The sequence below is a fragment of the Bradyrhizobium sp. WSM2793 genome (assembly GCF_000379585.1).
Classification (GTDB): Bacteria; Pseudomonadota; Alphaproteobacteria; order Rhizobiales; family Xanthobacteraceae; genus Bradyrhizobium.
Map to the genome: position 1 here is coordinate 26101 of NZ_KB902780.1, position 26243 is coordinate 52343.

Annotated in this window: 27 protein-coding genes and 1 tRNA gene; 18 read left to right on the plus strand and 10 right to left on the minus strand. The window is 65.5% G+C overall.

The window, feature by feature from the left end:
* Positions 1 to 3 precede the first annotated feature (3 nt).
* The 5 genes from ssuD to A3AS_RS48325 all read left to right on the plus strand — a co-directional run bounded on the left by ssuD (position 4) and on the right by A3AS_RS48325 (position 3700).
* Positions 4 to 1170, plus strand: coding sequence for an FMNH2-dependent alkanesulfonate monooxygenase (ssuD, locus tag A3AS_RS0115000; RefSeq protein WP_018318394.1), 1167 nt, complete (start codon positions 4 to 6; stop codon positions 1168 to 1170).
* On the plus strand, positions 1167 to 1973 hold the full coding sequence (gene ssuC, locus A3AS_RS0115005; protein WP_018318395.1) for an aliphatic sulfonate ABC transporter permease SsuC: 807 nt from the start codon (positions 1167 to 1169) through the stop codon (positions 1971 to 1973). The genes ssuD and ssuC overlap by 4 nt, the downstream gene beginning before the upstream one ends.
* Positions 1974 to 1990: 17 nt before the next feature.
* A complete protein-coding gene (locus A3AS_RS0115010) occupies positions 1991 to 2833 on the plus strand; it encodes an ATP-binding cassette domain-containing protein (protein ID WP_018318396.1) in 843 nt (280 codons plus the stop codon).
* A 32-nt stretch (positions 2834 to 2865) separates the two neighbouring features.
* The gene (locus A3AS_RS0115015) at positions 2866 to 3447 is read left to right on the plus strand and encodes a flavin reductase family protein (protein WP_018318397.1); all 582 of its coding nucleotides are present in this window, start codon (positions 2866 to 2868) and stop codon (positions 3445 to 3447) included.
* A gap of 94 nt (positions 3448 to 3541) precedes the next feature.
* Positions 3542 to 3700 carry a hypothetical protein gene (locus A3AS_RS48325; protein ID WP_018318398.1) on the plus strand — a complete coding sequence of 53 codons (159 nt, stop codon included), beginning with the start codon at positions 3542 to 3544 and terminating at the stop codon, positions 3698 to 3700.
* A gap of 118 nt (positions 3701 to 3818) precedes the next feature.
* On the opposite strand, the gene A3AS_RS0115025 is transcribed toward A3AS_RS48325, so the two are convergent.
* The 9 genes from A3AS_RS0115025 to A3AS_RS0115065 form a co-directional block, all read right to left on the minus strand.
* Positions 3819 to 4967, minus strand: a complete 1149-nt coding sequence (locus A3AS_RS0115025; RefSeq protein WP_026202013.1) for a M20 family metallopeptidase — start codon at positions 4965 to 4967, stop codon at positions 3819 to 3821.
* A gap of 307 nt (positions 4968 to 5274) precedes the next feature.
* Positions 5275 to 6660 carry a sigma-54-dependent Fis family transcriptional regulator gene (locus tag A3AS_RS0115030; RefSeq protein WP_018318400.1) on the minus strand — a complete coding sequence of 462 codons (1386 nt, stop codon included), beginning with the start codon at positions 6658 to 6660 and terminating at the stop codon, positions 5275 to 5277.
* A gap of 33 nt (positions 6661 to 6693) precedes the next feature.
* A complete protein-coding gene (gene fliN, locus A3AS_RS0115035) occupies positions 6694 to 7044 on the minus strand; it encodes a flagellar motor switch protein FliN (protein ID WP_018318401.1) in 351 nt (116 codons plus the stop codon).
* Between the two features lie 3 nt (positions 7045 to 7047).
* Positions 7048 to 7671, minus strand: coding sequence for a FliH/SctL family protein (locus tag A3AS_RS0115040; protein ID WP_018318402.1), 624 nt, complete (start codon positions 7669 to 7671; stop codon positions 7048 to 7050).
* Positions 7671 to 8762: a flagellar motor switch protein FliG gene (fliG, locus tag A3AS_RS0115045; RefSeq protein WP_018318403.1), complete on the minus strand. Its 1092-nt coding sequence runs from the start codon at positions 8760 to 8762 to the stop codon at positions 7671 to 7673. Before fliG ends, A3AS_RS0115040 begins: the two co-directional genes overlap by 1 nt.
* Positions 8763 to 8808: 46 nt before the next feature.
* Complete coding sequence (fliF, locus tag A3AS_RS0115050; RefSeq protein WP_018318404.1) at positions 8809 to 10419, minus strand: flagellar basal-body MS-ring/collar protein FliF; 1611 nt, start codon at positions 10417 to 10419, stop codon at positions 8809 to 8811.
* A gap of 192 nt (positions 10420 to 10611) precedes the next feature.
* Positions 10612 to 10887, minus strand: a complete 276-nt coding sequence (locus A3AS_RS0115055; protein ID WP_002714638.1) for a DUF1153 domain-containing protein — start codon at positions 10885 to 10887, stop codon at positions 10612 to 10614.
* A gap of 386 nt (positions 10888 to 11273) precedes the next feature.
* The gene (locus tag A3AS_RS0115060) at positions 11274 to 11981 is read right to left on the minus strand and encodes a flagellar hook assembly protein FlgD (protein ID WP_018318405.1); all 708 of its coding nucleotides are present in this window, start codon (positions 11979 to 11981) and stop codon (positions 11274 to 11276) included.
* A 13-nt stretch (positions 11982 to 11994) separates the two neighbouring features.
* Entirely contained in the window at positions 11995 to 13632 is a 1638-nt protein-coding gene (locus A3AS_RS0115065) for a flagellar hook-length control protein FliK (RefSeq protein WP_018318406.1), read from the minus strand.
* A 343-nt stretch (positions 13633 to 13975) separates the two neighbouring features.
* On the opposite strand from A3AS_RS0115065, the gene mnmA reads away from it, so the two are divergent.
* The 8 genes from mnmA (at position 13976) to A3AS_RS0115105 (ending at position 18193) form a co-directional block, all read left to right on the plus strand.
* On the plus strand, positions 13976 to 15157 hold the full coding sequence (gene mnmA, locus A3AS_RS0115070) for a tRNA 2-thiouridine(34) synthase MnmA (protein ID WP_018318407.1): 1182 nt from the start codon (positions 13976 to 13978) through the stop codon (positions 15155 to 15157).
* Positions 15158 to 15399: 242 nt separating this feature from the next.
* Positions 15400 to 16038 carry a class I SAM-dependent methyltransferase gene (locus A3AS_RS0115075; RefSeq protein ID WP_018318408.1) on the plus strand — a complete coding sequence of 213 codons (639 nt, stop codon included), beginning with the start codon at positions 15400 to 15402 and terminating at the stop codon, positions 16036 to 16038.
* Between the two features lie 144 nt (positions 16039 to 16182).
* A complete protein-coding gene (locus A3AS_RS43465) occupies positions 16183 to 16539 on the plus strand; it encodes a hypothetical protein (RefSeq protein ID WP_018318409.1) in 357 nt (118 codons plus the stop codon).
* Positions 16540 to 16804: 265 nt separating this feature from the next.
* Positions 16805 to 16881: transfer RNA gene (locus tag A3AS_RS0115090), tRNA-Met, on the plus strand.
* A gap of 17 nt (positions 16882 to 16898) precedes the next feature.
* The gene (locus A3AS_RS0115095) at positions 16899 to 17198 is read left to right on the plus strand and encodes a hypothetical protein (protein WP_020508685.1); all 300 of its coding nucleotides are present in this window, start codon (positions 16899 to 16901) and stop codon (positions 17196 to 17198) included.
* 160 nt (positions 17199 to 17358) lie between these two features.
* Complete coding sequence (locus A3AS_RS45050) at positions 17359 to 17520, plus strand: DUF2934 domain-containing protein (protein WP_018318410.1); 162 nt, start codon at positions 17359 to 17361, stop codon at positions 17518 to 17520.
* A complete protein-coding gene (locus A3AS_RS45055) occupies positions 17517 to 17702 on the plus strand; it encodes a hypothetical protein (protein ID WP_020508686.1) in 186 nt (61 codons plus the stop codon). Before A3AS_RS45050 ends, A3AS_RS45055 begins: the two co-directional genes overlap by 4 nt.
* A 212-nt stretch (positions 17703 to 17914) precedes the next feature.
* Positions 17915 to 18193, plus strand: coding sequence for a DUF2934 domain-containing protein (locus A3AS_RS0115105; RefSeq protein ID WP_026202015.1), 279 nt, complete (start codon positions 17915 to 17917; stop codon positions 18191 to 18193).
* A gap of 1464 nt (positions 18194 to 19657) precedes the next feature.
* Here the strand turns inward: A3AS_RS0115105 and A3AS_RS0115110 are convergent.
* Complete coding sequence (locus A3AS_RS0115110) at positions 19658 to 21445, minus strand: peptide ABC transporter substrate-binding protein (protein WP_026202016.1); 1788 nt, start codon at positions 21443 to 21445, stop codon at positions 19658 to 19660.
* Positions 21446 to 21786: 341 nt separating this feature from the next.
* Between A3AS_RS0115110 and A3AS_RS0115115 the strand changes: the two genes are divergently transcribed.
* The 5 genes from A3AS_RS0115115 to A3AS_RS0115135 all read left to right on the plus strand — a co-directional run bounded on the left by A3AS_RS0115115 (position 21787) and on the right by A3AS_RS0115135 (position 26215).
* Positions 21787 to 22581 (plus strand): MetQ/NlpA family ABC transporter substrate-binding protein, encoded by a 795-nt coding sequence (locus A3AS_RS0115115; protein ID WP_018318413.1) that lies wholly within the window; start codon positions 21787 to 21789, stop codon positions 22579 to 22581.
* 152 nt (positions 22582 to 22733) lie between these two features.
* Positions 22734 to 23768 (plus strand): putative FMN-dependent luciferase-like monooxygenase, encoded by a 1035-nt coding sequence (locus A3AS_RS0115120; protein ID WP_018318414.1) that lies wholly within the window; start codon positions 22734 to 22736, stop codon positions 23766 to 23768.
* 35 nt (positions 23769 to 23803) lie between these two features.
* On the plus strand, positions 23804 to 24406 hold the full coding sequence (locus A3AS_RS0115125; RefSeq protein WP_018318415.1) for a CMD domain protein: 603 nt from the start codon (positions 23804 to 23806) through the stop codon (positions 24404 to 24406).
* A gap of 15 nt (positions 24407 to 24421) precedes the next feature.
* A complete protein-coding gene (locus tag A3AS_RS0115130) occupies positions 24422 to 25000 on the plus strand; it encodes an alkylhydroperoxidase domain protein (RefSeq protein ID WP_018318416.1) in 579 nt (192 codons plus the stop codon).
* A gap of 60 nt (positions 25001 to 25060) precedes the next feature.
* Complete coding sequence (locus A3AS_RS0115135; protein ID WP_026202018.1) at positions 25061 to 26215, plus strand: ABC transporter substrate-binding protein; 1155 nt, start codon at positions 25061 to 25063, stop codon at positions 26213 to 26215.
* Positions 26216 to 26243: the final 28 nt, after the last annotated feature.

Sequence of the window (26243 nt, forward strand, 5' to 3'; positions counted from 1 at the left end):
GTCATGACAAAGCAACCCAACGCCAACATCCTCTGGTTCCTGCCGACCCACGGTGACGGCCGTTATCTCGGCACCGGCATCGGCGGACGCGAGGTCAATTTCAACTATCTGCGCCAGATCGCGCAGGCCGCCGACCAGCTCGGCTATTTCGGCGTGCTGCTGCCGACCGGGCGATCTTGCGAGGATTCCTGGATCGTCGCCTCGTCAGTTGCGCCGTTCACCGAACGGCTGCGCTATCTCGTCGCCGTCCGGCCCGGCCTGCAATCGCCTGGTGTCGCCGCGCGCATGACGGCGACGCTCGATCGCGTCACGGGCGGCCGGCTGCTCGTCAACGTCGTCACCGGCGGCGATCCCGTCGAGAACAAGGGCGACGGCATCTTCCTCGGCCATGACGAGCGCTACGAGGTCACCCGCGAGTTCCTCAACGTCTATAGCGACCTGCTCGCCGGCAAGACCGTCAATGTCGAGGGCAAGCACATCCATGTCGAGGGCGGCAAGCTGCTGTTTCCGCCGGCGCAGTCGCCGCGTCCGCCGCTCTATTTCGGCGGCTCGTCCGATGCCGGCATCGATGTCGCCGTCGATGCCGTCGACAAATATCTCACCTGGGGCGAGCCGCCGGCGCTGGTGGCCGAAAAGATCGCGAAGGTGCGGGAGGTCGCTAGCGCGCGCGGCCGCAAGCTGTCCTTCGGCATCCGCCTTCATGTCATTGTTCGCGAGACCAACGAGGAAGCCTGGCGTGCCGCGAACGAGCTGATCCAGCATGTCAGCGACGACACCATCGCGCTGGCGCAGAAGAATTTTGCCCGCATGGACTCCGTCGGCCAGCAGCGCATGGCGCAGCTTCACGGCGGCAAGCGCGACAAGCTCGAGATCGCACCGAACCTCTGGGCCGGCGTAGGCCTCGTGCGCGGCGGTGCCGGGACGGCGCTGGTCGGCGATGCCGAGACCGTCGCGGCCCGCATCAGGGAGTATCAGGACATCGGCATCGATACCTTCATCATGTCGGGCTACCCGCATCTGGAGGAGGCCTATCGCTTTGCCGAGCTGGTCTTCCCGCTGCTCTCGCTCGAGCAGCCCTCCAACGTGACCAGGCTGCACTTCAACGGCGGTCCGTTCGGCGAGACGGTCGGCAGCGATTTCCGTCCGCAGCACAGGGTGTCGCAGTCGTGAGCGTGATCGACAGCGTTTCACTCCCGCGCAGCCTTCGTTTGCCGCGGATCGACGGCCTGATCCAGTGGATCGTGCCGCTCGCCATCATCGCGCTCTGGCAGGTCGCCAGCGTCACCGGCTTCGTGCCGACCCGGGTGCTGCCGGCCCCGAGCGACGTCCTGCTCGCCGGCTGGAAGCTGCTGCTCTCCGGCGAGCTCGTTCGCAACATCTGGGTTTCGTTCTGGCGCGCTTCGATCGGCTTTTTGATCGGCGGCAGCATCGGCTTCGCGTTCGGGCTCGCCAACGGCCTGTCGCAGCTCTCGGCAAAGCTCACCGACACCACGTTGCAGATGGTGCGCAACGTGCCGCATCTGGCGCTGATCCCGCTCGTCATCCTCTGGTTCGGCATCGACGAGAGCGCCAAGCTGTTCCTGGTAGCGCTGGGCGTGTTCTTCCCGATCTACCTCAACACGCTGCACGGCATCCGCACCGTCGATCCGCAGCTGATCGAGATGGGCCGCATCTACGGCATGACCGACGGCGAATTGTTCCGCCGCGTGATCTTCCCGGGTGCGCTGCCGTCGATCTTCGTCGGCATCCGCTTCGCGCTCGGCATCATGTGGCTGACGCTGATCGTCGCCGAGACCATCGCGGCCTCGTCGGGCCTCGGCTACATGGCGATGCAGGCGCGCGAGTTCATGCTGATCGACGTCGTCGTGCTCTCGATCCTGATCTACGCCCTGCTCGGCAAGTTCGCCGACAGCGCATCCCGCGTGCTGGAGCGTTTGACGCTCTCCTGGCACCCCGCCTTCCAGAAACGTTGAGCCATACTGGGAATCACATGCAGACAGCCGTTCGTACGTCCCTTCCCGAAACCGAGCTCGCCAGCCGCGTCAATTTTGCGCCTCACGCCCGCATAGTGCGCGAGGTGCAGACCAGCGGCCTGCCGCTCAGCATCCGGGGCTTGCGCAAATCCTTCGGCAGCAACGAGGTGCTGCGCGGTATCGATTTGCACATCCCCGCCGGCCAGTTCGTCGCCATCGTGGGAAAAAGCGGTTGCGGCAAGAGCACGCTGCTGCGCTTGATCGCGGGCCTCGACAAGATCGATGCCGGCAGCATCAGCTTCGGCCAGGACACTCAGCCAAAAGACATTCAGCCCGAAGACATCCGCGTCATGTTCCAAGAGCCGCGGCTGTTACCCTGGGCTCGCGTGCTGGCCAATGTCGAGGTCGGTCTCGGCCGCGATCGCGCTTCAGGCGATGCGCATGCGCGCGCCGAGAAGGCGTTGACCGAGGTTGGTCTCGCCGACAAGCGCGACCAGTGGCCCTCGGTGCTGTCAGGTGGCCAGAAGCAGCGCGTCGCGCTCGGCCGCGCGCTGGTCTCTCGTCCCCGCGTGCTGGCCTTCGACGAGCCGCTCGGCGCGCTGGATGCTCTGACCCGGATCTCGATGCAGCGCCTTTTGGAGCGCGTCTGGCGCGATCAGGGCTTTACCGCGATTTTGGTGACCCATGACGTCGCCGAAGCCGTGGCGCTGGCGGACCGGGTGCTGGTGATCGAAGAGGGCCGCATCGCTCATGATGTCGTGGTTCACGCGGGCCGGCCGCGCCAGCGCGGCTCGGCCGAGCTTGCGGGTCTGGAAGGCTCGATCCTGAGCCACCTGTTGTCGGCGGACGATCGTACCTAAATACAAGGGAACCCCACCTCGGGGACCATGCCATGAATGTAGTACCCCGCGATCTCATGACTGAAATCCCCGTCTCGTCCGCCGATTTCCGCGGAGCCATGCGCCATCTCACCGGCGGCGTCAGCGTCATCACGGCTGGGCGGGGCAAGGACGTCACCGGCATGACGGTGACCTCGGTCACCTCGCTGTCGGTCGAGCCGCCGACGCTGCTGGTCAGCATCAACCGCGATGCCTCCTCCTTCCCCTTGATCCGGCGGCACAGCGCCTTCGGGGTGAATATCCTCAATGCCGACCAGCTCGATGTCGCCGAACGCTTTGCCGGCAAGGGCGGGCTGAAGGGCGCCGATCGTTTCAAAGGTGCCAAATGGATGACGGCGGTCTCGGGTGTTCCGCTGCTCGTCGGCGCGCTGTCGGCCTTCGATTGCGAGGTTGAGGAGATCGTGGAGCGGCATTCGCACGGCATCGTCATCGGCCGTGTCAGGGACATCAGGAGCTCGGCGCGGACTGCGGCGCTGGCCTATTGGCACGGCCAGTACGTGGCGGTCGACCAGGACGAGGACGCCGCGAGGCTCGCGGAAGTGAGCGTTCCGGCGCACGGCCGGCGCGGCCTTTGATCGCGCGGGCCGGGGGGCCGGAAGGCTGGCCTTTTCCCCGTCATCGCTCTAGAAGCGCCCGAGCCTCCCGCCGGGACGGCAATGGAGCGGATCGATGAAGCGCGTCGCGACCTGGGCGTTCTATGCCATCGGCGCGCTGGCGATCGCCTATCTCGCGCTCTACGCCTACGCGATGTTCTCGGGCCAGCCCGTGATCATCCCCGGCGATCCCATCCACATCTTCCGCAAGCCGGACGCGCCGAGTTATTCGTAGGCGAACGCGCGCGGTCCCGTAGGTGGGCAAAGCGAAGCGTGCCCACGACTTCCATCCAGAGCAGGCAAATCGTGGGCACGGCGCAAGGGCGCCTTTGCCCACCCTACGGCCCCTGCCTTCACCCCCGCAAAATCGCCAGCGCCAGCGCCTGCGCGCGCGGCACGATGCTGTCGATATCGAGATATTCCTCCGGCGTGTGCGCGAGCCCGCCGACCGGGCCCAGGCCGCAGATCGTCGGCGTACCGACCGCGGCGGTGAAGCCGGAATCGGCGCAGCCTCCAGAGAACTCGCCCTGCAGCGTGGTGAGGCCGACCTGCCTTGCTGCGGCCTGATAGTTTTCGAACAGCGCCCTTGAATCCGCGCTCTGCACCACCGGCACGAACTCACCCTTGATGGTCAGCGTCGCACGCGTGCCCGGCACGTAAGATTTCGCGACGATGGTCTGGATCGCGTCCATCACCCGGGCACGATCGGCCGGATCGACGTAGCGCAGGTCGATCTGGCCCTCGGCGTAAGGCGCCGTGGTGTTGACGGACTGCCCGCCCGAGACCAGGCCGACATTGAGCGTGATGCCCTTGTCGAGATCCGTGAGTGCGTGGATCTGCACGATTTTGTGCGCGAGCTCGCCGATCGCGCTGACGCCGGCGGCGAAATTGGCGCCGGAATGCGCGGCTTTGCCGGTGGTGGCCAGATGCATGAAGATGCCGCCCTTGCGTCCCGTCACGACGTTGCCGGTGGGGCGGCCCGGCTCGGAATTGAACACGGCGCGGGCGGTGCGGCCTTCGCGCTCGATCACGGGCCGGGAGGAGGGCGAGCCGATCTCCTCGTCCGAGGTGATCAGCAGCTTGATCGGATGCGGGTTGCCGCCGAACTTATGGAAAGCGGTGGCGACGAAGATGTTCATCACGACGCCGGACTTCATGTCGGCGACGCCAGGGCCATAGGCGCGGCCGTCCCTGATCGTGAAGGGGCGCCGCTCCGCTTCGCCCTTGCCGAACACGGTGTCGCGATGGCCCATCAACAGCACCGGCTTCTCGTTGCTGCCGGGTTTTGCGACGTCGGCATGGATGGCGTCGCCGAAGGTGTCGTGGCTCTCGCGCCGGAACGGAATGCCGTGCTCGGCAAAATGCCGCTCGAACCGCGCACCGACCGCATCGACGCCTTCCTTGTCATAGGACCCGGAATCGATGTTCACGACATCGCGCAGCAGATCGATCATCGCCTGCTTCTGCGATGCAAGCCAATCCGTGATTTGAGCTTGAGACATGGAGTTCTCCGCGTTGGTTTTCATGCAGCTTATAGGGCGTTGTGGGGGCGCGACCTAGTCGGAGAATGCGATGCCGCCATGTCCACCGCCGTCGTCCCTGCGAACGCAGGGACCCATACCGCGGAATCTATCGGTTGACGGCGGTAGGAGTACCGAACGACGAGTCTTCGCCAAACGCCTTCCCGGGGTTATGGGTCCCTGCGTTCGCAGGGACGACAGCGGGTGCGCGGTGGGTTCGGTGCACAGACAAGAATGCCCGGGACCAGCCCGGGCATTCGCGATTATCTCAACCAGAGTGGGCGCCGCCCTACGCCCCTATCATCGGCATCCGCGGATACTCGCCCGGCGTTCCCGCGGGGGTGATCGGGATGCCGCCGTCGGAATATTCGTTGAGCTTGTTGCGCAGCGTGCGGATCGAGATGCCGAGGATGTTGGCGGCATGGGTCCGGTTGCCGAGGCAATGCTTTAGCGTTTCCAGGATCAGGTCGCGCTCGACGTCCGCAACCGTGCGCCCCACCAGCGCCCGCGTCACCTGTTCGGCGGCCATCGTGGCGTGCGCCACCGCCGGCGCGGTCTTGGCGAGGTCGAGGCGGTCGCCGTCCGGGGTGATGATGGCGTCGGGGCCGATCTCGTCGCCCTGCGCCATCAGCACCGCGCGGTGCATGGTGTTCTCGAGCTCGCGGACGTTGCCCTGCCAGCGGTTGGCCGAGAGCACGCGGCGCGCCTCCGCCGAAATCGGGCGCATCGGCACGCCGTTGGCCTCGGCATATTTCTTCACGAAATGCTGGGCGAGCTCCAGAATGTCGGCGGGGCGCTCGCGCAGCGGCGGGATCTTCAGGTTCACGACGTTGAGGCGGAACAGGAGGTCCTCGCGGAACGTGCCTTCACGCACCGCTTCCGCGAGGTTGCGGTTCGAGGTCGCGATGATGCGGATGTCGACCGGCACGGGCTTGGTGCCGCCGACGCGGTCGATCACGCGCTCCTGGATGGCGCGCAAGAGCTTGGATTGCAGGCGGACGTCCATCTCGGAGATTTCGTCGAGCAGCAGCGTGCCGCCGGTTGCCTCCTCGAACTTGCCGATGCGGCGCGCGACCGCGCCGGTGAAGGCGCCCTTCTCGTGGCCGAACAGCTCGGATTCCAGCAGATGCTCGGGGATCGCGGCGCAGTTGATCGAGATGAAGGGGCGCTTGGCGCGGGCCGAGCGGGTGTGGACGTAGCGGGCCAGCACTTCCTTGCCCGTTCCGGATTCGCCGGTGACCATCACCGAAGCGTCCGAGCCGGCGATCTGCTGTGCCAGCTTGATCACCTTCGCCATCGCCTCGTCGCGATAGACCAGCTCCCGGGAATCGTTGGCGACCGCGGCCAGCACCGCGGCGATCAGCTCCGGCTCCGGCGGCAGCGGGATGTATTCCTTGGCGCCGGCGTGGATCGCGGCGACCGCGGCGCGGGCGTCGTTGGTGATGCCGCAGGCGACGATCGGGGCGTGGATGTGCTCGGCCTCGAGTCGCATCACGAGGTCGCGAATGTCGAGGGCGACGTCGACCAGCAGGAGGTCGGCGCCCTTGCCGCCGCGCAGCACGCGCATGGCCTGCTCGTGGTCCTCGGCATGGGTCACGGTGGCGCCGTTGTCCATCGCGATCTTGGTGGCGGTGGTGAGCTGGCCCTTCAATGTGCCAACGATGAGAAGCCGCATGTCAGTCTCCTGTCCGTCTGGTCGCGCGCGCTATCAGCTGCGTTCGGTCTTGATGATTTCGGTCATGGTCACGCCGAGCTTGTCCTCGACCAGGACGACTTCGCCGCGGGCGACCAGCTTGTTGTTGACGTAGATGTCGATGGCCTCGCCGACGCGGCGGTCGAGCTCGAGCACGGTGCCGGGTCCGAGCTTCAACAGCTCACTGACGTCCATCTTCGAGCGGCCGAGCACAGCCGAGACCTGCACGGGAACGTCGAACACGGCCTCGAGGTCGGCGGCGGCACGTGCCGCGTATTCGTCCTCGTTGTAGCCGACGTCCGTGCCGGTGGGCGGCATCGGGCCGTTGAGATCGGGCAGCGGGACCTGTCCGTCGGTGTCGCTCATGGCTTAGCTCCCCCTGCGGGACGCGACATAGCGTCCAACCATTTCGTCGATCTTGGCCGCGATGGCACCGCGCTCCAGCACGACGCCGCCATCGGCCCATTCGATCCGGCAGTCGCCGGTCGCAATCTCCGGCTCGGCCAGGATCACCAGCCGCCCTTCGAAGCCGCTCTGCTTGGCGAGCCGCTCGATCTTCTCGCGTGCGCTGTCGTAGAGCGCGTCGTTGATGCGGACCACCAGATGCGGCGTCGCGACCAGATGCGAGAAGCAGTCCTTGACCAGTGCGACGATCTCGCCGAGCGGCTCGGCGGCGACCAGGTCGGCGCACAGCTTGCGCGCGACTGCCACCGCGACGTCGACCGCCTCGGTTTCCATCTTGGACTCGATGTTGCCGATGCCGGATGCGATGCCGCGGATGCCGATATTGATCTCTTCCATGGCAAGCGCGACGCGGCGGTCGCTCTCGGCCTTGGCCTCCTGCTGGCCGGCGGCAAAGCCGTCCTGATAGGCGCGCGCCTCGGCTTCGGCGACCTTCTGGGCGATCTCCGCGGCGGTCGCGGCCTTCTCGCGCGTCGTCCGCTCAGGCGCCGCGAAGTCGGTATCGAACAGGAATTTTGCCGGAGCGGCCATCAGTACACCAGCTCGTCGTCGGCGCGGTTCTTGGTCAGCATGATCTCGCCCTTGGCGGCGAGATCCTTGGCGAGGTTGACCAGCAGCGCCTGGGCCTCGTCGACGTCGCGCAGCCGGACCGGGCCCATTGCCGCCATGTCGTCCTGGAGCATCTTGGCCGCGCGCGAGGACATGTTGCCGAAGAAGAAGTTGCGGACGTCCTCGTTGGCGCTCTTGAGCGCGACGCCGAGCTTGTCCTTGTCGACGTTGCGCATCAACGTCTGGGCCGAGCCGGAATCCAGCTTCACGAGGTCGTCGAAGGTGAACATCAGCGCCTTGATGCGCTCGGCCGATTCGCGGTTGTCCTCTTCCAGCGAGGTGATGAAGCGGGTCTCGGTCTGCCGGTCGAAATTGTTGAAGATTTCCGCCATCACCTCGTGGGCGTCGCGGCGGCGGGTCTGCGACAGGTTGGACATGAATTCGGTGCGCAGGGTCTTCTCCACGCTCTCGATCACCTCCTTCTGCACCGCTTCCATCTTCAGCATGCGATTGACGACGTCGAGCGCAAGCTCCTCGGGGAAGATGCCGAGCACACGCGCGGCATGCTCCGGCTTCAGCTTCGACAGCACCACTGCGATGGTCTGCGGATATTCGTTCTTGAGATAGTTGGCGAGCACCTCTTCCTGCACGTTGGAGAGCTTCTCCCACATGTTGCGCCCCGCGGGGCCGCGGATCTCGTCCATGATGCCGTTGACGCGCTCCGGCGGCAGGTATTGCTGCAGCAGCCGTTCGGTGGCGTCGAAATTGCCCATCAGCGCGCCCGATGCCGACATGCGCGAGACGAATTCCAGCAACATGTCCTCGACCGTGTCGACCTCGACGGTGCCGAGCGTCGACATCTCCAGCGAAAGCTGGCGCACCTCGTCGTCGTCGAGCATCGACCAGATCTTGCCGCCATACTGCTCGCCCAGCGCGAGCATCAGGATCGCGGCGCGCTTGGGTCCTGTCACCGCCTCGGTCTGGGCGCCGGCGCGGTTGCCAGCACGCTGGCCGAGCGTGGAGATCACGCTCGTGATGTCGTTCGAGTTGGCGTTTTGCAGACTGGCGGCCATGTCAGATCACTTCTTGATTCACTTGGCTAGGATTACTTGGCTGGGATTACTTGGCTGGTTCGGTCAGCCACTGGCGGATGATGGCGACGGTTTCGTTGGGGTTGCGCTCGGCGAGCTCGCCGACGCGATGAACGGACTGGGCGTGGACCTGGCCCTGGATGGTGGCGACGTCGATCGCGCTGGCGGTACCGCTCGGCAGCAGTGCCTGGCCGGCCGGCGCGCTCTCTTCCGAGGCCGCCGGGCCGGCAAGAACGCCGGAGATGGCGGCGGCGACTTCGTCGGAGGCCAGGATGCGCTTGACCAGCGGGCGGATCACCAGGAACAGCACGATCAGGCCGAGCAGCATCATCACGCCGAGCTCGACGAAGTACATGACGTCGTCCTTGGTGAACTGGAGCATGCCGAGGAAGCCGCCGGGCTCGCCGATCGGGGCAGTGGAGGGCGCATCCGCAAAGCGCAGATTGACGACCTCGACCTGGTCGCCGCGCTTCTGGTCGAAGCCGATCGCCGAGCGCACCAGCGTGGCGATGCGGTCGAGCTGCTCCTTGGTACGGTCCTGGTAAGCCAGCTCGCCCTTGTCGTTCTTGGAGTAGATGCCGTCGACCAGCACCGCGACCGAGATGCGGTTGACCCGGCCGGCCTCGGTCACTTCGGTCTTGGTGGTGCGGGAGATCTCGTAATTGTTGGTCTCTTCGGACTTCTTGCTCTGGTCCTTGGCCGCGACGCCGTTGTTCTGCTGGTTGCCGGGCAGCTCGTTGTTGACGGTGACCTGGCCGTTGTTGTCGGCGGTCATGCTCTGCTCTTCGCGGGTCTGGCTCGAGCGCAGCACGCGGCCCTCGGGGTCGAACTTGTCCGAGGTCTGGGTGATCTTGTTGAAGTCGAAATCGGCGGAGAGCTGGACGCGGGCGCGGCCCGAGCCGACCACGGAGGAGACGATGTCCTCGACCTGCTTGCGCATCCGCTTCTCGAAGGAGATGCGGCGCTCGTCGCCGACCGCCTGCTCCGGATCGGTGGCGGCGCCGTCGGCGAGCAGCTGGCCGGCCTCGTCGACGATCGAGACGCGCTGCGGCTTCAGCCCGTTGACGGCGGAGGCGACGAGGTGGCGGATGGCGCGGATCTGCTGGGCTTCCAGCGAGCCGCGGACGCGGACCACGATCGAGGCCGACGGCTCCGGCGCCTCGCGCGCAAACAGCGGGCGCTCGGGCAGCACCAGATGGACGCGGGCGGCCTGGATGCGGTCGATGGCGCGGATGGTGCGGGCGAGCTCGCCTTCCAGCGCGCGGAGGTGATTGATGTTCTGGACGAAGGAGGTGGTGCCGAGCGCGTCCGACTTGTCGAACACCTCGTAGCCGACGCCGCCGCCCTTGGGCAGGCCGCCCTCGGCGAGCTTTATCCGCAGGCGGGTGACCTTGTCCTTGGGCACCATGATGATGCTGCCCTCGTTGCGGATCTCGAACTGGATGCCCTGGCGCTCCAGGTCCTTGATAATGCCGGAGGAATCCTCGACGCTGAGGTCGGTGAACAGCGTCGTCATCTGCGGCGTGGTGACGCGCATGATGACGAACGCGAAAAAGCCGATGAGCGCGGCGGTGACCGCGATCATCGCCCCGAACCGGGCGGCGCCGATACTCTTCAAAAAGTCCGCAAGACCTTGCAAGCAACCGCCCCAACAGATTCGGCCGCTTTCACCGGAAAGGCCGACTGGGCAATTATTGCCTAGGTGATGGTTTCGATATGGTTAACGAAGGTTAAGAGGTCGGACAAAAGTCGCGCAAAGGGCGGATATGAAAAAAATCGGCCTCGCAGGGCGAGGCCGATTTTCGTCAAAAGCCGCAGATTTCCGGATCGCCTACTGGCGATATTGCTGGATGCGGGTGGTGCGAAGACCCGCCAGACCATGCTGGTCGATGGAAAACTGCCAGGAGAGGAATTCGTCGACCGTCAGGGTATAACGGCTACAGGCCTCCTCGAGCGAGAGAAGTCCACCACGGACGGCGGCGACGACTTCGGCCTTGCGGCGGATGACCCAGCGTTTGGTGCCGGGTGCAGGCAGATCCGCGATCGTCAACGGACTGCCGTCCGGCCCGATGACGTATTTTACCCTCGGGCGATGGGGTTCTGTCATGGCGTACTCACAAACTCTCAACCACTGAACTCACGCCCGTAACCCTACGCCCGGCGGCTTAAAAATCCGCTAAGCCTAAGGCTTCAATACAATTCTCGTTGAAAATGGCTGGAACGGCGCCGTGTCGGCCGGCGGAACGGTGGAATCCGGGCCGGTCGAGGGGGTCTACGTAAATACTTTACTAACGAATGGAGCCGCAGCGCGGTGTTGCGGAGGCCCTCAATGTCGTCCCTGCGAAAGCAGGGACCCATACCGCGTGATCTATCGATGAGACGCGGGCAGCAGTACCAAGAATGACTTCCTAACCCCTGGTCTTCGCCAAACTTCTCCCTGGGGCCATGGATCCCCGCGTTCGCGGGGATGACGTTTGGCGCGCGGCGCGTACCTTAATTGCTGCTGGTGGCGATGATGCTCTTCACCTGGCCCAGGGTGTAGCTGGCGCCGTCGATGGTGAGCAGGGGCGGCGACTGGGTCAGGTCGACAGACGATACGACGCCCTGCACCTGGGCGGCGATGCCGACAGTGTTGTTGGCGACGTCCTTACCCGTCGCCGTGATCGTGTACTTGCCGTCGGGCCATTGCGTGCCGTCATTGCCCATGCCGTTCCAGGTGAAGGGAATGTCGGTGCCGGCGGCGGCGGTATATTTGCCGGTGAACACGGTCTGGCCGCTGGCATTGGCGACGGTGATGTCGACGGTGGAGTCGGTCGGCACGTTGAGATGCCAGGTGGCTGTCGACTTGGTCATGCTCGCGGTCGAGCCGTCGACCAGGGCGGTCTTGCCGACGAAGCCCAGCGCCTGGGTCGCCTGCGTGGTCTGCTGCAGGGTGACGAGCTGCGACAGCGCATCGTTGGTCTTGAGCTGCTGCTCGACGCCGGCGAACTGCACCAGCTGCTGGGTGAACTGGTTGGTGTCGAGCGGATCCAGCGGGTTCTGGTTCTGCAGCTGCGTCGTCAGCAGCGTCAGGAAGGTCTGGAAATTGCCGGCGAGCGTCGATCCCGTGGTCGAGCTCAGCGAGTTCGACGAGGAGGATTTCGGCAGGTCGGTCGTCCCGGAGACGACAGCAGGAGCGGTAGCGCCAGTCGTAGTGGTCATGTCGGATACTCCTTTACACTCTGATGTCGACGCCGCTGCTCGGCCCGTACATGCGGCCATAGCCCCGCCCGACGGGTGCGGCGGCAACAGTGTCGTCCTCGCTGATGATCAGCCGGCGGGCATTGCCGCCATTGTCGTTGTTCTGGCCGGAGTTCTGGCCCGATGAATTCTGGTCGCGCAGGCTGAAGGACAGCCCGTTGCTGCCGGACTTGAGGCCGGCATCGTCGAGCGCGCGCTGCAATTGCGGCGCGTCCTGGCGCAGCATCTGCAGCGTCTCCGGCTTCTCCACGGTGAGATGCGAGGTGACGTTGCCGTTGCGGTCGACATTGATGCGGACGTCGATGCGGCCGAGCTCGGCCGGGTCGAGGCTGATGTCGAAGCGGGACTTGCCGGAGCGGATGGCGGCCGCGATCTCGATCGGCACGCCGTTGATCGGCACCGCCGTCGCGCTGGCCGCGGTCGCGGTCAGCGTCGCGGTCGAAGCGGACGCGGTCGAGGTCGTGTTGGTCAGCGGCGCCTGCATCGCGGAGGCGGCCTGCGCGCTGGTGTCGGCGGTGTTGAAGGCGGCATGCGCATTGGCATGGGCCTGGGCGGCGGGTGCAGCCGGAATCGCGTCGGGCGTACGGTCCGCTGCGCCGGGCTTCGCCTCGGTCGCTGCGCCATCTGCCTGCGGCTTGGCGCTTTGCGCATGCGCGGCGGCGTCGGCGGTCGCAGTGCCCGGCGCTTGCGTCACCGCGGCGTTCGCCGCGCCGGTGTCCTGGCCGATATTGGAGACGTCGGACTGTCCTTGCGCGGTGGCGACGGCGGCCTGGAACGAGGTCTTCGGCGTGCCCTGGTTGACGGGGATCAGCCCGCCGGTCGCCTTGGCGTCGGTCGTGGCCGCGTCGGTTGCTCCGGTCGCGGCATCCGCCAGCGTCGCGGTGGTGTCGGCATCGACCTTGGCGCCGGCGGTCTTGGCGCTCTTGTCGGCGGGCGTGGCGGTGTCGGTCTTGGTGCCCGCGATCTGCGCCGCGGTCGAAGCGCTGGCGGCGATGCCGGCGGCGGCGATCGTCAGCGGCGAGGCGGTGGCGGCCTGGTTCGCCGCCGCGTTGGGATCGGCCGGGACGACCGGCGCGGCAACCACGATCGCGTTCGGATCGGGCACGGCCTGCGCCGCGTCGGCCGGTGCCGTTGTCGCGGCATCGATTGCGGCGGTGAGCGTGTCGGTGCCCTCGGTCTGGTCGTCCTTGGTTTTCTCGGATGCATCAGCCGATTTGGCGTCTGACGCCTCGGACTTGTCCTTGACCTTGTCCTTGGCCGTGCCGGCGTCCTTGGCCGCATCGGTGGTCGTGTCGTTCGCCTTGTCGTTCGTCTTGTCGTTCCTGGCGGGCGCGGAGGTGTCGGTGTCGTCGCTCGCCCTGCTCTGCGAGGATTGATCGGTGGAGGAGGTGTCGCGCGGGCCCTTGTCCGCGGAGGACGAATCGTTCCGCCGCGGCGCGCTATCCTGGGCCTGCGAGGCTGCATTGGTGTTGATCGCCTGGGTGTTGCTGTCGACCAGCGACCCGAAGGAGTCGTTCGCGGACGGCTCCCTGGTGCTCTGCGACCGCGCAGGCTTTTGCTGCGCGCTCGACACTTGCACGCTGGCCGCGACATCTGACGTACGACTGACCACAGGCGACCCCTTGGAAACATCTTCGGTATCAGGGGAGCAAGGAGCGGGCCACTGCCCTTCCAAGTATATTTGTATAGCAAAATCAATATCTTAATTGTTAAAGCCCGTCGCCGCAGGGCCCATCGCCACCCCGCCATTTCTGCCTCCCCGGCAAGAATTGCCCTAAGCTGGCCGCCCCCGTGATTGCTTCACCGGAATGCCGCCTATATTAAAGAGGTTACTCTCAGCCGCTTTCGACCGGGCAGTCGTGCCTTGCGGGAACTATAGTTCCCGGGGATCGCCGACGTCCCGCGAGAAGCATGAAGTCGCGGATCGCCGCACGCCGTCACAACCCTTAAGGCCCATGCTCAACAGTCTGGATCTCGAAGGCCGTCCTGAGGACACCAGGGTCGTTGTCGCCATGTCGGGCGGCGTCGATTCCTCGACGACGGCTGCGCTTCTGAAGGCGGAAGGCTACGACGTCGTCGGCATCACGCTGCAGCTCTACGACCATGGCGCGGCGACCCACCGCAAGGGCGCCTGCTGCGCTGGCCAGGATATCCACGACGCCCGCGACGTCGCCGCCAAGCTCGGCATTCCCCATTACGTGCTCGACTACGAGGATCGTTTTCGCGAGTCCGTCATCGACAATTTCGCCGACAGCTACGCGCTCGGCGAGACGCCGGTGCCGTGCATCGAGTGCAACCGCAGCGTCAAATTCCGCGACCTCCTGAAGACCGCGCGCGAGCTCGGCGCGCAGGCGCTCGCCACCGGCCATTACGTCGCCTCGCGCCGCCGCGAAGACGGCTCGCGCGCGCTGGTCTGCGCGGCCGACGCCGACCGCGACCAGAGCTATTTCCTGTTTGCGACCACGCAGTCACAGCTCGACTTCCTGCGCTTCCCGCTCGGCGACATGACCAAGCCCGAGACGCGCGAGCTCGCGCGGCGCTTTGGCCTGTCCGTTGCCGACAAGCACGACAGCCAGGACATCTGCTTCGTGCCGACGGGCCGCTACACCGACATCATCACGCGCCTGCGCCCCAACGCGATGGACCCCGGCGATATCGTCGATCTCGATGGACGTGTGCTCGGCCGGCACAACGGCATCGCCAATTTCACCGTCGGCCAGCGCCGCGGCCTCGGCATCGCCGCCCACGCGCCGCTGTTCGTGGTGCGACTGGAGGCAGCCACCCGCCGCGTCGTCGTCGGCCCGCGCGATGCGCTGAAGATGCACCGCATCGCACTTCGCGACGTCAACTGGATCGGCGGCGGCGACATCGACCGCGCCATCGGCGCCGGCCTCGAATTGTTCGTGCGCGTGCGCTCGACACGCAGCCCCCAGCCGGCATGGCTGCGCGGCAGCGATGGTCATTACGAGGTCGAGCTCGTCGCCGGCGAGGAGGGCGTCTCGCCCGGCCAGGCCTGCGTGTTCTACGACGCGCCCTCAGGGCAGGCGCGCGTGCTCGGCGGCGGCTTTATTCAGAGCGCCGCCGCGAAGGTCGCAAGCAACGCAGCGAGGCCGCTCGCTGAAGCGGTGCGCGGCTAAGGATAATGAATCGCATCCTCGCGGCACCAGCGGTGCGCCCCCTCTCCCGCTTGCGGGGGAGGGTTGGGGAGGGGGCTCTCTCCACACGCGATATCTCGCGAGAGGAAAAAACCCTCACCCGCCACGCTCTTGCGAGCGTGTCGACCTCTCCCGCAAGCGGGAGAGGCGCTAGACCGCGCGCGGGGCTGGATTTGATCTCACCAACAGCTATTACTCTCCAGAGTTTTTGTTAGGGCAGGGGCATGGCAGCAGACATCTCGCGGGCCGGGGTCGAGAAGGCCTATGGCCGCTGGGCGCCGGTCTATGATCTCGTGTTCGGCAAGGTGTTCGACGCCGGACGGCAGTCGACCATCGCGGAGGCCGACCGCATCGGCGGCCGCATCCTCGATGTCGGCGTCGGCACCGGGCTTTCGCTCTCCGACTATTCGCGCACCACGAAAATCTGCGGCGTCGACATCTCCGAGCCGATGCTGCGCAAGGCGCAGGCGCGCGTGCGTGCGCTTCGGCTCTCCAATGTGGAAGTGCTCTCGGTGATGGATGCGAAAAACCTCGCCTTCCCCGAAAACTTCTTCGACGCGGTGGTGGCGCAATATGTCATCACCGCCGTGCCCGATCCCGAAGGCACGCTCGACGAGTTCGTGCGCGTGCTCAAGCCCGGCGGCGAGCTGATCCTGGTCAACCACATCGGCGCCGAGACCGGCCCGCGCAAACTGTTCGAGCTCGCCTTCGCCCCCGTCGCCCGCCGCCTCGGCTGGCGCCCGGAATTCCCGTGGGCCCGCCTCGAGGGCTGGGCCGCCAGGCACGGCGGCGTCACGCTGGCCGAGCGGAGGCCGATGCCGCCGATGGGGCACTTTTCGCTGATCCGCTACCACAAAGCCTGATCGCGGTTTGTCTCGATAACAGCCAAGCCGGCAGTGCGCTTCCTTCCCCGCAAGCGGGAGAGGTGCACTGAGAACGCGGCGAATAGCCCGATCACATCGCATTCCCACCGGGAACAGGCCGCGCTTCCTGCGCGTTTCCCTCCCATGCGCACGACATCAAACATCATCCTGGCCAGCCTGCTGATCGCCGCCTCCGGCAGCGCGATCGCGCAGGCGCCGCCCGCCCCGGCGACGCCGCCGCAAGCGACCGCGCCGCCATCCCCGCAACATGCGGCCAATTGCACCCCGCAGGACCGCCCGAACCGCCAGGCCGACGGCACCACCACCGGCCAGTCCCGGGAACCGCTCGGCGACAGATTGGCAAAGTCCGACGGCGTGCTGTGCCCGCCCGCGGGTGTCGACCCCGAGATGCACGCCCCGGCCCCCGAAACCGGCGGCAATACCCCGGTGATCCCGCCCCCGGGCAGCCCCGGCGGCGACCCGAACGTGCGGCCGAAATAAGCGATTTCGCGCTTCTCGCGCCCTTCGCCTCTCCCCGCCTGCGGGGAGAGGCGCAGATGCGATCCGGGTAAAGGGGATTCTCCACGAGTCCGGTCTTCAACGGGCAAATCCGGTGCCCAAATCGGCCGTTTCTCGCCGACTTGTCCCGCCGAAGCCTTGGCGAAGGCGGAAGCTTTTAGCGAAGGCGGATTGACTTACGCCCGCCCCCTTCTTTATATGCCGCGCGTTCGCGAGATCGGCCATAGCAGCCGTTCGCGGGCCCTGTGGCGGGGTAGCTCAGCTGGTTAGAGCACGGGAATCATAATCCTGGGGTCGGGGGTTCGAGTCCCTCTCCCGCTACCAAAATCCCCGAGCTTCGCATGTCCATCCTCCAAGAGGCGTTGCACGACCTGCTGCGTGTCCTGATCTTTGCGGCCTGGGGATGTGCGGTCGTAATCTTGGCGATGGCGATACGCCTGGCCTTCTTGAGAGCCGGGACGTTGCCCGAGTGGCGCGGCCTGCTGACGCTCCGGCGTCCGTTGGCGAGCGAGCTCTCGCCGGAATTCCACGCGGCCAATGGTCAGCTCATGCGCCTCATGCTCGCATTCGCCGCGGTGCTAGGCATCGGCGCCCTCCTGTTCTGGCTGGACGCCCTGTTCTTTCCTGTCTCAAGTAATTGATGAGCGCGCTATCGCCCGGCGCGCGCAACTAGGAACTCCCGCGCACGATCGAAGCTTGAATCCGCGGGCCAGCCTCGCCGCCGATCGCTGGCCTGCACGGCCCGCCTCCAAGCCCCCATACCCCCCAGGGTGGGCCGTGCTTCACCAGAGGAGACGAGAATTGTCCGACCCGACCGAGCAAGAGATCAGAGAACGCGCGCACCGCTTGTGGGAGCAGGCCGGCAAGCCCGAAGGCCGTGAAGAAGAATTTTGGAATGCGGCCGAGCAGGAGCTGCGCAACGAGGAAAAGTCGAACACGCTGCGAACGCCGGATACGCTGTGACCGACAAGACCTGCCCATTCTGCCAGGGTCTGGGATGGGTCTGCGAAAACCATCCGCTCCGGCCCTGGAGCGAGAAGCTCGGCGGCTGCCGCTGCGGTGAGGGCATGCCCTGCACTTGCAACACGACTGAGGATCCGGAAATCAGAGTGGTGATCGTCGAAGCCGACACGACGTGGCACTGAGCGGCGGCCCGCTCGGCTCGCAATGGTGCCGGGTAGGTTGGGTAGAGCGGAAGCGAAACCCATCGTGCTTCTTCTTGCCTAGCCCCCATGGGTTGCGCTCCGCTCTCCCATCCGCCGCGCCGTTGCCGAGGGAACAGACCATCCCCGAAAGGAATTCAATCTCCGAACAACTCGGGCTCTGGCAACATTCATTTCCCACGGCAGTGTCGGCGGTGGACGAGCAGAAAAAGATAGAGCACCAGATCGAACTCGCCACGCGAGCGGCCGCGCTCGTCAGGGACGAAACCACCGGCCAGCGTTTCCGAAGCTTTGCCGACGAGCTGAAGCGAAAGCTCCGCCGCATGATGCGGCGCGGCCAGGTGCGCGCACGCGCCTACGAGCTCTGGGAGCAGGCGGGCCGGCCGAGCAATCGTGACCTGGAGTTCTGGCTCGAAGCGGAACGGCAGGTGGAGGATGAGCGCGAGGATCGGAAGGGGGCGGGTGGTTCATAGGCGATAGATGCTGGCCCCGATCGAGGAGCATAGCATTCGGATCTTTGCAAGGCTGTCACGCCCGGGGCTCGTCCCGCCTGCGGCGCCGAAGCCCCTTCGGCGCGGCGAAGGTCCGGGCATCCACGTTCTCAGTGCTGCACGGCAACAAAGAAAAAAGCCGCCGGGCTCTTCACCCTGGCGGCCTCAAAAGTCCCTAGCTGTCGATCGCCTCCGCAGCCTCACGCGTACCGCCGTTACCTTGTTTGCGGCCATGCGGGGTGTTTGTAGGCGAGGGGGCGTGATTCTGCTGTGACTTGAAGCACACAGTGGAAAAGAGGATGGGGACGGCTGGGATAATGTCGCGAGAGCGGGCAGGTAGAGAGTACTTGCGAAACCCGACTTGCCTCGCATTGGATACACCCAGATGGGTTTCGCTTCGCTAGACTGCGCCGCTGTATAGAGAATGCCTTCGCGCTGATTCCACCAATTGCCGAATAATACCTGAGAAGCGGGTTCTCACTGACGGTCAGATCAATGTGCAGGCGTTTCTTCGCAAACGTCTAAGTGTCTGACGAAGCCTGAGTGGAGGCAGTACGTAGGATGGCGTCGGGCAGAACCCTACCCCTGTGTCGCCCCCCGTCAACCCCTCCCCATAAAAATATTCCACTTTACCGAAATTCGGTTTCGGCGTATGTGTCGTCCATCCCGGCTCATCCAAGAGGGGCGACTATGCGTCGTCACTGTCGCGAGCCGGGCTTGCGGTGGACGCGGCAGCGTCGGCACGAGAGGCGCGGGCAGGGCGGGTAGTCCCTGTGAGTCCGTAACCGCGTGCGACGAGCGGCGCTGTTAGGTTCGTCTCGTCGGCAGGTCGACGGCAACGTGCACAACGTCGTCGAATCCTGCGGCGAACAAGCGGGCCGTGCGTACGGCAAAACCGTGTGGTCCTGGCCGTCGTTGCTACGGTCAAGTCTTTCGCGAAGATGCGCGCGAGCCCAACCGGGCAGACGGCATCGTCAATTCGCGGGGCGAGGGAGGCCAGAAGGAAAGGTCGGCTCCCGGGAGATCACGGCATAAGCCGTCCAGCCACTGCGCAGGGAAGGCCGAGTGATCGGCGACACCTGTATGCTGCTGTGCGGTCTCCTTTGCGCATTATTCGCGCAGCAGACCGCGGGTGCCAGCTGGCACCCGGCCTTCCCTGCGCCCTCTTGGCTTTATGAGGGTGGAGCGACGAAGCAAAGCTCGGGTGGATTGAGCCGCGAGAACGCGAAGGCGTGTCTGTGAGCTGAGCTGCGTGCCACACGCTCGATCTCGTAGGGTGGGCAAAGCGCAGCGTGCCCACGCCTTGTTGCTCATGGAGGGACATCGTGGGCACGGCGCTATGCGCCTTTGCCCACCCTACGGCACTGCCGCTGGGATTTGCACCAGAGCATCGCAATGACGGTGTGGAGAAAGCGCGCGCCACACTCCGCTCCCGCGCCGTCCCCCTCAAACCCGATACCACGCCGCCAGATTCCACGTGATGGTGTCCCAGCCGGAGATGTCGATCATGAGGTTGTTGGCGCCGGCGTTGACGATGGGGCGTGAGAGCAGCGGCAGGAACACGTGGGCTTCGCAGAAGATCTCATCGACCTTCATCAGCAGCGCGGCGCGCTTGACCGGGTCGAGCTCGTTCTGCGCGGCCTTGTAGGCCTTGTCGGCTTCGGGATCGGAATAGCGCGAGTTGTTGCGGCCGAGCCATTTGTTGTCCTTGGTGGCGATCTCCCAGGACACGCACTGGTTCAAGAGGCGCTCCGGGTCGGGCTGCGGCTGCGTGGTGTTGTACATCTCCATGTCGGCATAGAATTTCGAGTAGGTGTCGGGATTGCCGACGTCGGAGGAGAAGAACACCGATGCGGTGACCGATTTGAGCTCGATGTCGATGCCGGCCTTCTGGCAGGCCTGCTTGATGATGGCCTGCGTCTTCTGGCGCGGCGCGTTGATCGAGGTCTGGAACACGTATTTGAGCTTCTTGCCGTCCTTCTCGCGGATGCCGTCCGCGCCCTTCTTCCAGCCGGCCTCGTCGAGGATCTTGTTCGCCTTGTCGATGTCGAACTCGTATTTCAGCTTGGGCGACTTGAACTGCTTGGGCGCGTTGACGAAGCTCGCGGTGGCGATGCCGCCGCGGCCGTAGATGAATTTCTGGATCGAGTCGCGGTCGATCAGGAGGTTGATCGCCCGGCGCACCGCGGGATCGGACAGCGTCGGGTGCTTGGACTTGACGCTGGAGCGCTCGCCGTCGATCTCGGTCCACGGGTCCGTCGTGTTGAGGATGATGAACTCGACATTGCCGGACGGCGTGATGTCGAGCTTGCCTTTGCCGCCCGCCTCCATGCGCTTGAGCACCTCCTCCTCCACCTGCATGTTCCAGGCGAAGTCGTACTCGCCGGTCTGCAGTACGGTGCGCGCCGCGGACACCGCATCGCCGCCGCCCTTGATCTCGAGCGTGTCGAAATGCGGCTGGTTCTTGATGTGATAGTCGGGATTGCGTTCGGCGCGGATCAGATCGCCCGGCTTGAACTCGACGAATTTGTACGGGCCGGTGCCGACCGGCTTCAGATTGGCCGGTGCCTCGCGCGACTTGGCGCCGGCATAGTCGCCGAAATGATGCTTTGGCAGGATCGGGCCGACCGAGCCGACGAACGGATCGGCCCAGAACGGCGTCGGCGCCTTGAAGATCACCTTGACGGTGTGGTCGTCGATCTTCTCGACCTTGATGTCCTTGTAGGATCCCGTGGTATAGGCCGCAGTTGCGAGATCGGCGGCGTATTGCCAGGTGAAGATGACGTCGTCGGCGGTGAAGGGCTGGCCGTCATGCCATTTGACGCCCTTCTTCAACTTCCAGACCACGCTCATGCCGTCGGCCGCAAGGCTGCCGTTCTGCTTGGTCGGGACTTCGGCGGCAAGGCAGGGAATCAGATTGCCCTCCTTGTCCCAGCCGGCGAGCGGCTCGAAGAACACGCGCGAGGCCATCTGGTCCTTGGTGCCGATCGCGAAATGCGGATTGAGCAGGGTCGGCGCCTGCCAGAACAGCAGCTTGAGCGAGCCGCCGCCGCCGGCCTTGGTCGGCTTGTACGGCAAGGTGGCATCCGCCATCGCCACGTCGTGCCAGAGCAGGATCTGGCTCGCGATCGGCGCTGCGATTCCGACCGCGGCCACCTTCTGAATGAACGAGCGCCGCGACAGCGTGCCTTGCTTCACCTCCGCGACCAGACCCCGGATTTCGTTCTCGTTCATCAGATGACCCTCCACCTCGAAGACAAATCGTCGCCGGCGGCCATCATGTTGCATCACGCACGGGGCGGCAATGCCGGCGTGACTGCCGGGCCATGCGACGAAATGACGATGGGGAGCGCCCTTGCGGGCCACGGCCCGGACCGCCACCCGGGAGCGGCGAGGGTGATCATGGCGAAACGCCGGGGCTGCTTGCGCGCCTCACGCTTGCGCAGGCGCGTTCGTTCCCCACATCGGATCGAACGGAGAAGCGTTGTCCGCACCGGGCGGCAAATATGGTTTTCCATTTCATTGATTTCATTCGACGGAGAAGCGAATACGGTTCCAATCATTCTCGCCGTGCCATGGAGACCAAGATGTCGTTTCGCCTTCCCCTGATCCTCGCAACCGCGCTCGCCGCCTGGTCGGCAGCAGCCACCGCCGAGACCATCAAGATCGGCGTGACACCGGGCCCGCATGCGCAAATCCTCGAAGCAGTGAAGCCGATCGCCGCCAAGCAGGGCCTCGACATCCAGCTGCTCGAATTCTCCGACTATGTCGTGCCGAATGCCGCGCTCGATGCCGGCGAGATCCAGGCCAATTCGTTCCAGAACCAGCCTTATCTGGACAACCAGAAAGCCGACCGCGGCTACAAGATCGAGGCCGTCGGCCTGACCGTGAATTTCCCGATCGGCGTCTATTCGAAGAAGCACAAGGCCATCGCCGACATCCCCGAGGGCGGCAAGGTCTCGATCCCGAACGATCCGACCAATGGCGGCCGCGTGCTGCTGTTGCTGCGCGACAAGGGCCTGATCAAGCTGAAGGACGGCACCGGCTTCAAGCCGACGGTGCTCGACATCACCGAGAACCCGAAGAAGCTGAAATTCATCGAGGTCGACGCGGCGCAGGCGCCGCGCGCGCTCGACGACGTCGACGCCGCCGCGATCAACACCAATTATGCAACCCAGGCGGGCCTCGATCCGGTCAAGGATCCGATCCTGCGCGAGGATCCGAAGGGCCCCTATGTCAACCTGATCGCCGTGCGCACGGCCGACAAGGACAAGCCCTGGGTCAAGATCCTCGTCGACAGCTATCACACGCCGGAGGTCAAGGAGTTCGTCCTGACGAAGTTCAAGGGCGCGGTGCTGCCGAGCTGGTAGGCAATCTGCCCAGCCAAAGTTCAGTAAAGCCTTGCGCAGGGGCGATCCCGGCGGACCATTGCGCGTATGAGCCTTGCGCAATGCCTGCTTGTCGGAAGCCGCAGTAACCGACATCATCGGCAGCCTGGCCATCCTCGCCCGACAGGGGTCGCATGAAACGCTTTGCAAATCTGAAACGCCTGGGGTTTTTCACGCGGCTTCTGGACGAGGCCCCGCCCGCCGAGCGCTATCGCTTCGCGGCCGAGCAGATCGTGCGCGCCGAAAAGGCGGGCCTCGATTCCGCGTGGATCGCCCAGCATCACTTCCACGAGCGTGAAGGCGGCCTGCCGTCGCCCTTTACGTTTCTCGGCTACGTCGCAGCCCAGACCTCGCGCATCCGCCTCGGTACCGGCATCGTCACGCTGCCTTTGGAGAATGCGGTGCGGGTGGCAGAGGACGCAGCCGTGCTCGATCTGATCTGCGACGGCCGCTTCGAGCTCGGCGTCGGCACCGGCGGCAATCCGTCGGCCTTTGCCGCCTTCGGCCTCGACAGCGCCCAGCGCAACGAGATTTTTGCGCGCAATCTGGCGGTGGTCCGCACCGCCCTGGTCGGCAAGCCGCTCGAGGGCGGCGACACGATCTATCCGCAGCGGCCGCAGCTGGACAAGCGGATCTGGCAGGCCACGTTCTCGGTGGCCGGTGGCGCGCGCGCCGGCAAGGCGGGCGATGGCCTGTTGCTCTCGCGCACCCAGCCGCGAACCAAGGAGGCGCCGCAGGCGACGCTCGCCGAGATCCAGAATCCGGTGATCGATGCTTATCTGGAAGCGCTGCCCAAGGGGGCAGAACCCCGCATCATGGCCTCGCGCAGCGTGTTCGTCGCTGACGATCATCGCGAGGCGTTGCGGCTTGCCGACATCGGTCTGCGCCGCGCGCTGCCGCAGTTCATGAAGGGCGGTCACGCCAAGCCGGGCGAGACGCTGGAGGAGATGATCACGGCGTTCGACACCCATGTCGGCGGCGCCGACGAGGTCATCGCCTCGCTGCGCACCGATGCCACGCTGGAGCGGGTGACCGATCTCGTGTTCCAGGTGCATTCGGTCGATGCCCCGCATCCCCACGTCCTGCGCTCAATCGATCTGGTCGCGGAGAAGGTCGCACCGGCGCTCGGCTGGACTCGGACGGCGCCCGACGTGGCGCTGGCGGGCTGATTGGACATGAAGAGCATCGCGTTGCACGAGGGCGAATGATGAGTACGCAGGATATCATCGACACACTCGCCGGGATCGAGCCGGGCTCGGCTCTGGACGCCATCCGCGCACGGCGCCTGCAGGCGCGCGAGAACGCGCAGAAGAGCTATCTCTCGCTGTTCGAGCCGATCGACGCCGGCGATGTCTCGCTGGCCGAACGCGCGGCGGTCGCCGCCTTCGTGACCGGGCTCCATGGCGAGTCGCCCGTTGCCACTTTCTATCGCGACAAGCTTGCCGCAAACGCGAACGGTGCGCCCCTGCTGGAGGCGATCGACGCCGAGATCGCGCGGGGCAGGACCTCGGGTCCCTATGGCTCGTATCCCGCCGGCCCACTGTCGATCGAGAACACCGCCGGCCTGATCTATCGCGTCAGTGCCGCGAGCAAGCCGGCGCTTGGTGCGAAGCTCGCAGCAGCGCTCGAGCATGCACACCTCCTGGTGTTCCGGCCCCGCGATGCCGCAGCTAGCGACATGAAAGCGCTGCTTGACGCCGGCTGGTCGACCACCGGCATCGTCACCTTCTCCCAACTCGTCGCGTTCCTGTCGTTCCAGGTGCGGGTCGTCAGCGGCTTGCGCACGCTCGCCGCCGTGAACGCATAAGAGGAGGCCGCAATCATGAGCGCCACCGTCAATCCGCCCGTCGTCTTCACCCAGGATGAGCTCGGTTGGGTGTCCTGGATCGATCCGCTGCCCGAGGCCGAATTGACCGAGCGGCATTTCGCCGGCCTCGTCGATCGCTCCCGCGCCAAGTCGGAATATTTCCGCCTGCTGGTGCGCGATCCCGAAGTGCTGGAAGCCCGCACCAAGACCGACAAGGACATCTTCTACAACGTCGCCGACGGCCTGCCGCGCGCCGAGCGCGAGCTCGCGGCGGCGGCGACCTCACGCTATAACGGCTGCATCTATTGCGCCTCCGTGCATGCGCGTTTCGCCAGCACCTATTCCAAGCGCCGCGACGACGTGCAGCGCCTGCTCGACGAAGGCATCAAGGCCGATCTCGGCGAGCGCTGGAATGCCGTGGTCAGGGCCTCGGTGGCGCTGGCCGCAACCCCGATCGCGTTCGGGCCCGACAATATCGCGGAGCTGCGCCGTGTCGGTCTCGACGATGCCGAGATCGTCGACGTCATCAACGGCGCCTCGTTCTTCAACTGGGCGAACCGGCTGATGCTGTCGCTCGGCGAGCCCTCGAAATAGGCGTTCTCACCGGCACAAGAATTGCTGTTTGTTTCAACACTTGAGTGGATGGAGCCGTGCATGAGCAACATCGATCGTCGTAGCCTGGTCAAGGGCTCGCTCGCCGTCATGATGGCGGGAGCAGCGTCACGCGCCGCCTTCGCGCAATCGTCCGAGCCGATCCTGCTCGGCGTCAGCGGTCCCCTGACGGGACCGAACGCGCAATACGGCACGCAGTGGAAGCAGGGCTTTGATCTCGCGCTCGACGAGATCATGGCGGCCGGCGGCATCAACGGGCGCAAGCTCGCCTACCAGTTCGAGGACAGTCAGAGCGATCCGCGCCAGTCGGTCGCGATCGCCCAGAAGTTCGTCTCCGATCCCCGCATCGTCATGGAGCTCGGCGACTTCTCCAGCCCGGCCTCGATGGCGGCCTCGCCGATCTATCAGCGCGGCGGCCTCGTGCAATTCGGCTTCACCAACTCGCATCCCGATTTCACCAAGGGCGGCGACTTCATGTGGAGCACGTCGGTCAGCCAGGCCGACGAGCAGCCGCTGCTGGCGGCCTATGCCGTGAAGCGTCTCGGTCTCAAGAAGCTCGCGGTGCTGCACCTCAACACCGATTGGGGCCGCACCAGCCGCGACTATTTCGTCAAGGCGGCGAAGGAGTACGGCGCCGAAATCGCGGTCACCGAGGGCTACATCGCGGAGGAGCGCGACTTCCGTTCCACGCTGGTGCGCGTGCGCGACGCCAGTCCGGACGGGCTGATCCTGATCTCCTATTATTCCGACGGCGCGCTGATCGCCCGGCAGGCGCGGCAGGTCGGCCTGAAGCAGGTGATCTGCGCCGCGAGCTCGGTCTACTCGCCGAAATTTCTGGAGCTCGGCGGCGAGGCGGTCGAGGACGTCCATCTCGGCACGCGCTATTTCCCCGAGGATCCCAGGCCCGAGGTGAAGAAATTCATCGCCGGCTTCAAGGCGAAATACGGCGGGCAGGAGCCGGACGCCTTCAACGCTTATTCCTATGATGCGATGAACATGGCGGCCGCCGTGGTCAAGATCGGCGGCACCGACCGCCGTGCGGTCCGCGATGCCTTCGCGAAAGTGAAGGATGTCTCCAGCGTCATCTTCGGCTCCGCGACGTTCGACGTCGAGAGCCGCCGCGTCAAGGGCGCCATGAATGCCGAGCTGGTCGTGCGCAAGGGCCAGTTCGCGCTCTGGGACGGCAAGCCGACCTGATCTGTAGGCTGGAGCAACCGCTTCGGCC

Coding starts and splice junctions, on each gene's coding strand:
- fliG (WP_018318403.1), bottom strand. CDS start 8,762: ATGGCCGCCAGTCTGCAAAACGCCAACTCGAACGACATCACGAGCGTG.
- fliN (WP_018318401.1), bottom strand. CDS start 7,044: ATGAGCGACACCGACGGACAGGTCCCGCTGCCCGATCTCAACGGCCCG.
- A3AS_RS0115110 (WP_026202016.1), bottom strand. CDS start 21,445: ATGAACGAGAACGAAATCCGGGGTCTGGTCGCGGAGGTGAAGCAAGGC.
- A3AS_RS0115060 (WP_018318405.1), bottom strand. CDS start 11,981: ATGACCACTACGACTGGCGCTACCGCTCCTGCTGTCGTCTCCGGGACG.
- A3AS_RS0115120 (WP_018318414.1), top strand. CDS start 22,734: ATGAAACGCTTTGCAAATCTGAAACGCCTGGGGTTTTTCACGCGGCTT.
- A3AS_RS43465 (WP_018318409.1), top strand. CDS start 16,183: ATGCGCACGACATCAAACATCATCCTGGCCAGCCTGCTGATCGCCGCC.
- A3AS_RS0115055 (WP_002714638.1), bottom strand. CDS start 10,887: ATGACAGAACCCCATCGCCCGAGGGTAAAATACGTCATCGGGCCGGAC.
- A3AS_RS0115130 (WP_018318416.1), top strand. CDS start 24,422: ATGAGCGCCACCGTCAATCCGCCCGTCGTCTTCACCCAGGATGAGCTC.
- A3AS_RS0115125 (WP_018318415.1), top strand. CDS start 23,804: ATGATGAGTACGCAGGATATCATCGACACACTCGCCGGGATCGAGCCG.
- A3AS_RS0115115 (WP_018318413.1), top strand. CDS start 21,787: ATGGAGACCAAGATGTCGTTTCGCCTTCCCCTGATCCTCGCAACCGCG.
- A3AS_RS0115015 (WP_018318397.1), top strand. CDS start 2,866: ATGAATGTAGTACCCCGCGATCTCATGACTGAAATCCCCGTCTCGTCC.
- A3AS_RS0115040 (WP_018318402.1), bottom strand. CDS start 7,671: ATGGCCGCTCCGGCAAAATTCCTGTTCGATACCGACTTCGCGGCGCCT.
- A3AS_RS0115095 (WP_020508685.1), top strand. CDS start 16,899: ATGTCCATCCTCCAAGAGGCGTTGCACGACCTGCTGCGTGTCCTGATC.
- mnmA (WP_018318407.1), top strand. CDS start 13,976: ATGCTCAACAGTCTGGATCTCGAAGGCCGTCCTGAGGACACCAGGGTC.
- A3AS_RS0115025 (WP_026202013.1), bottom strand. CDS start 4,967: ATGTCTCAAGCTCAAATCACGGATTGGCTTGCATCGCAGAAGCAGGCG.
- A3AS_RS0115010 (WP_018318396.1), top strand. CDS start 1,991: ATGCAGACAGCCGTTCGTACGTCCCTTCCCGAAACCGAGCTCGCCAGC.
- ssuD (WP_018318394.1), top strand. CDS start 4: ATGACAAAGCAACCCAACGCCAACATCCTCTGGTTCCTGCCGACCCAC.
- A3AS_RS48325 (WP_018318398.1), top strand. CDS start 3,542: ATGAAGCGCGTCGCGACCTGGGCGTTCTATGCCATCGGCGCGCTGGCG.
- A3AS_RS0115135 (WP_026202018.1), top strand. CDS start 25,061: ATGAGCAACATCGATCGTCGTAGCCTGGTCAAGGGCTCGCTCGCCGTC.
- A3AS_RS0115075 (WP_018318408.1), top strand. CDS start 15,400: ATGGCAGCAGACATCTCGCGGGCCGGGGTCGAGAAGGCCTATGGCCGC.
- A3AS_RS0115030 (WP_018318400.1), bottom strand. CDS start 6,660: ATGCGGCTTCTCATCGTTGGCACATTGAAGGGCCAGCTCACCACCGCC.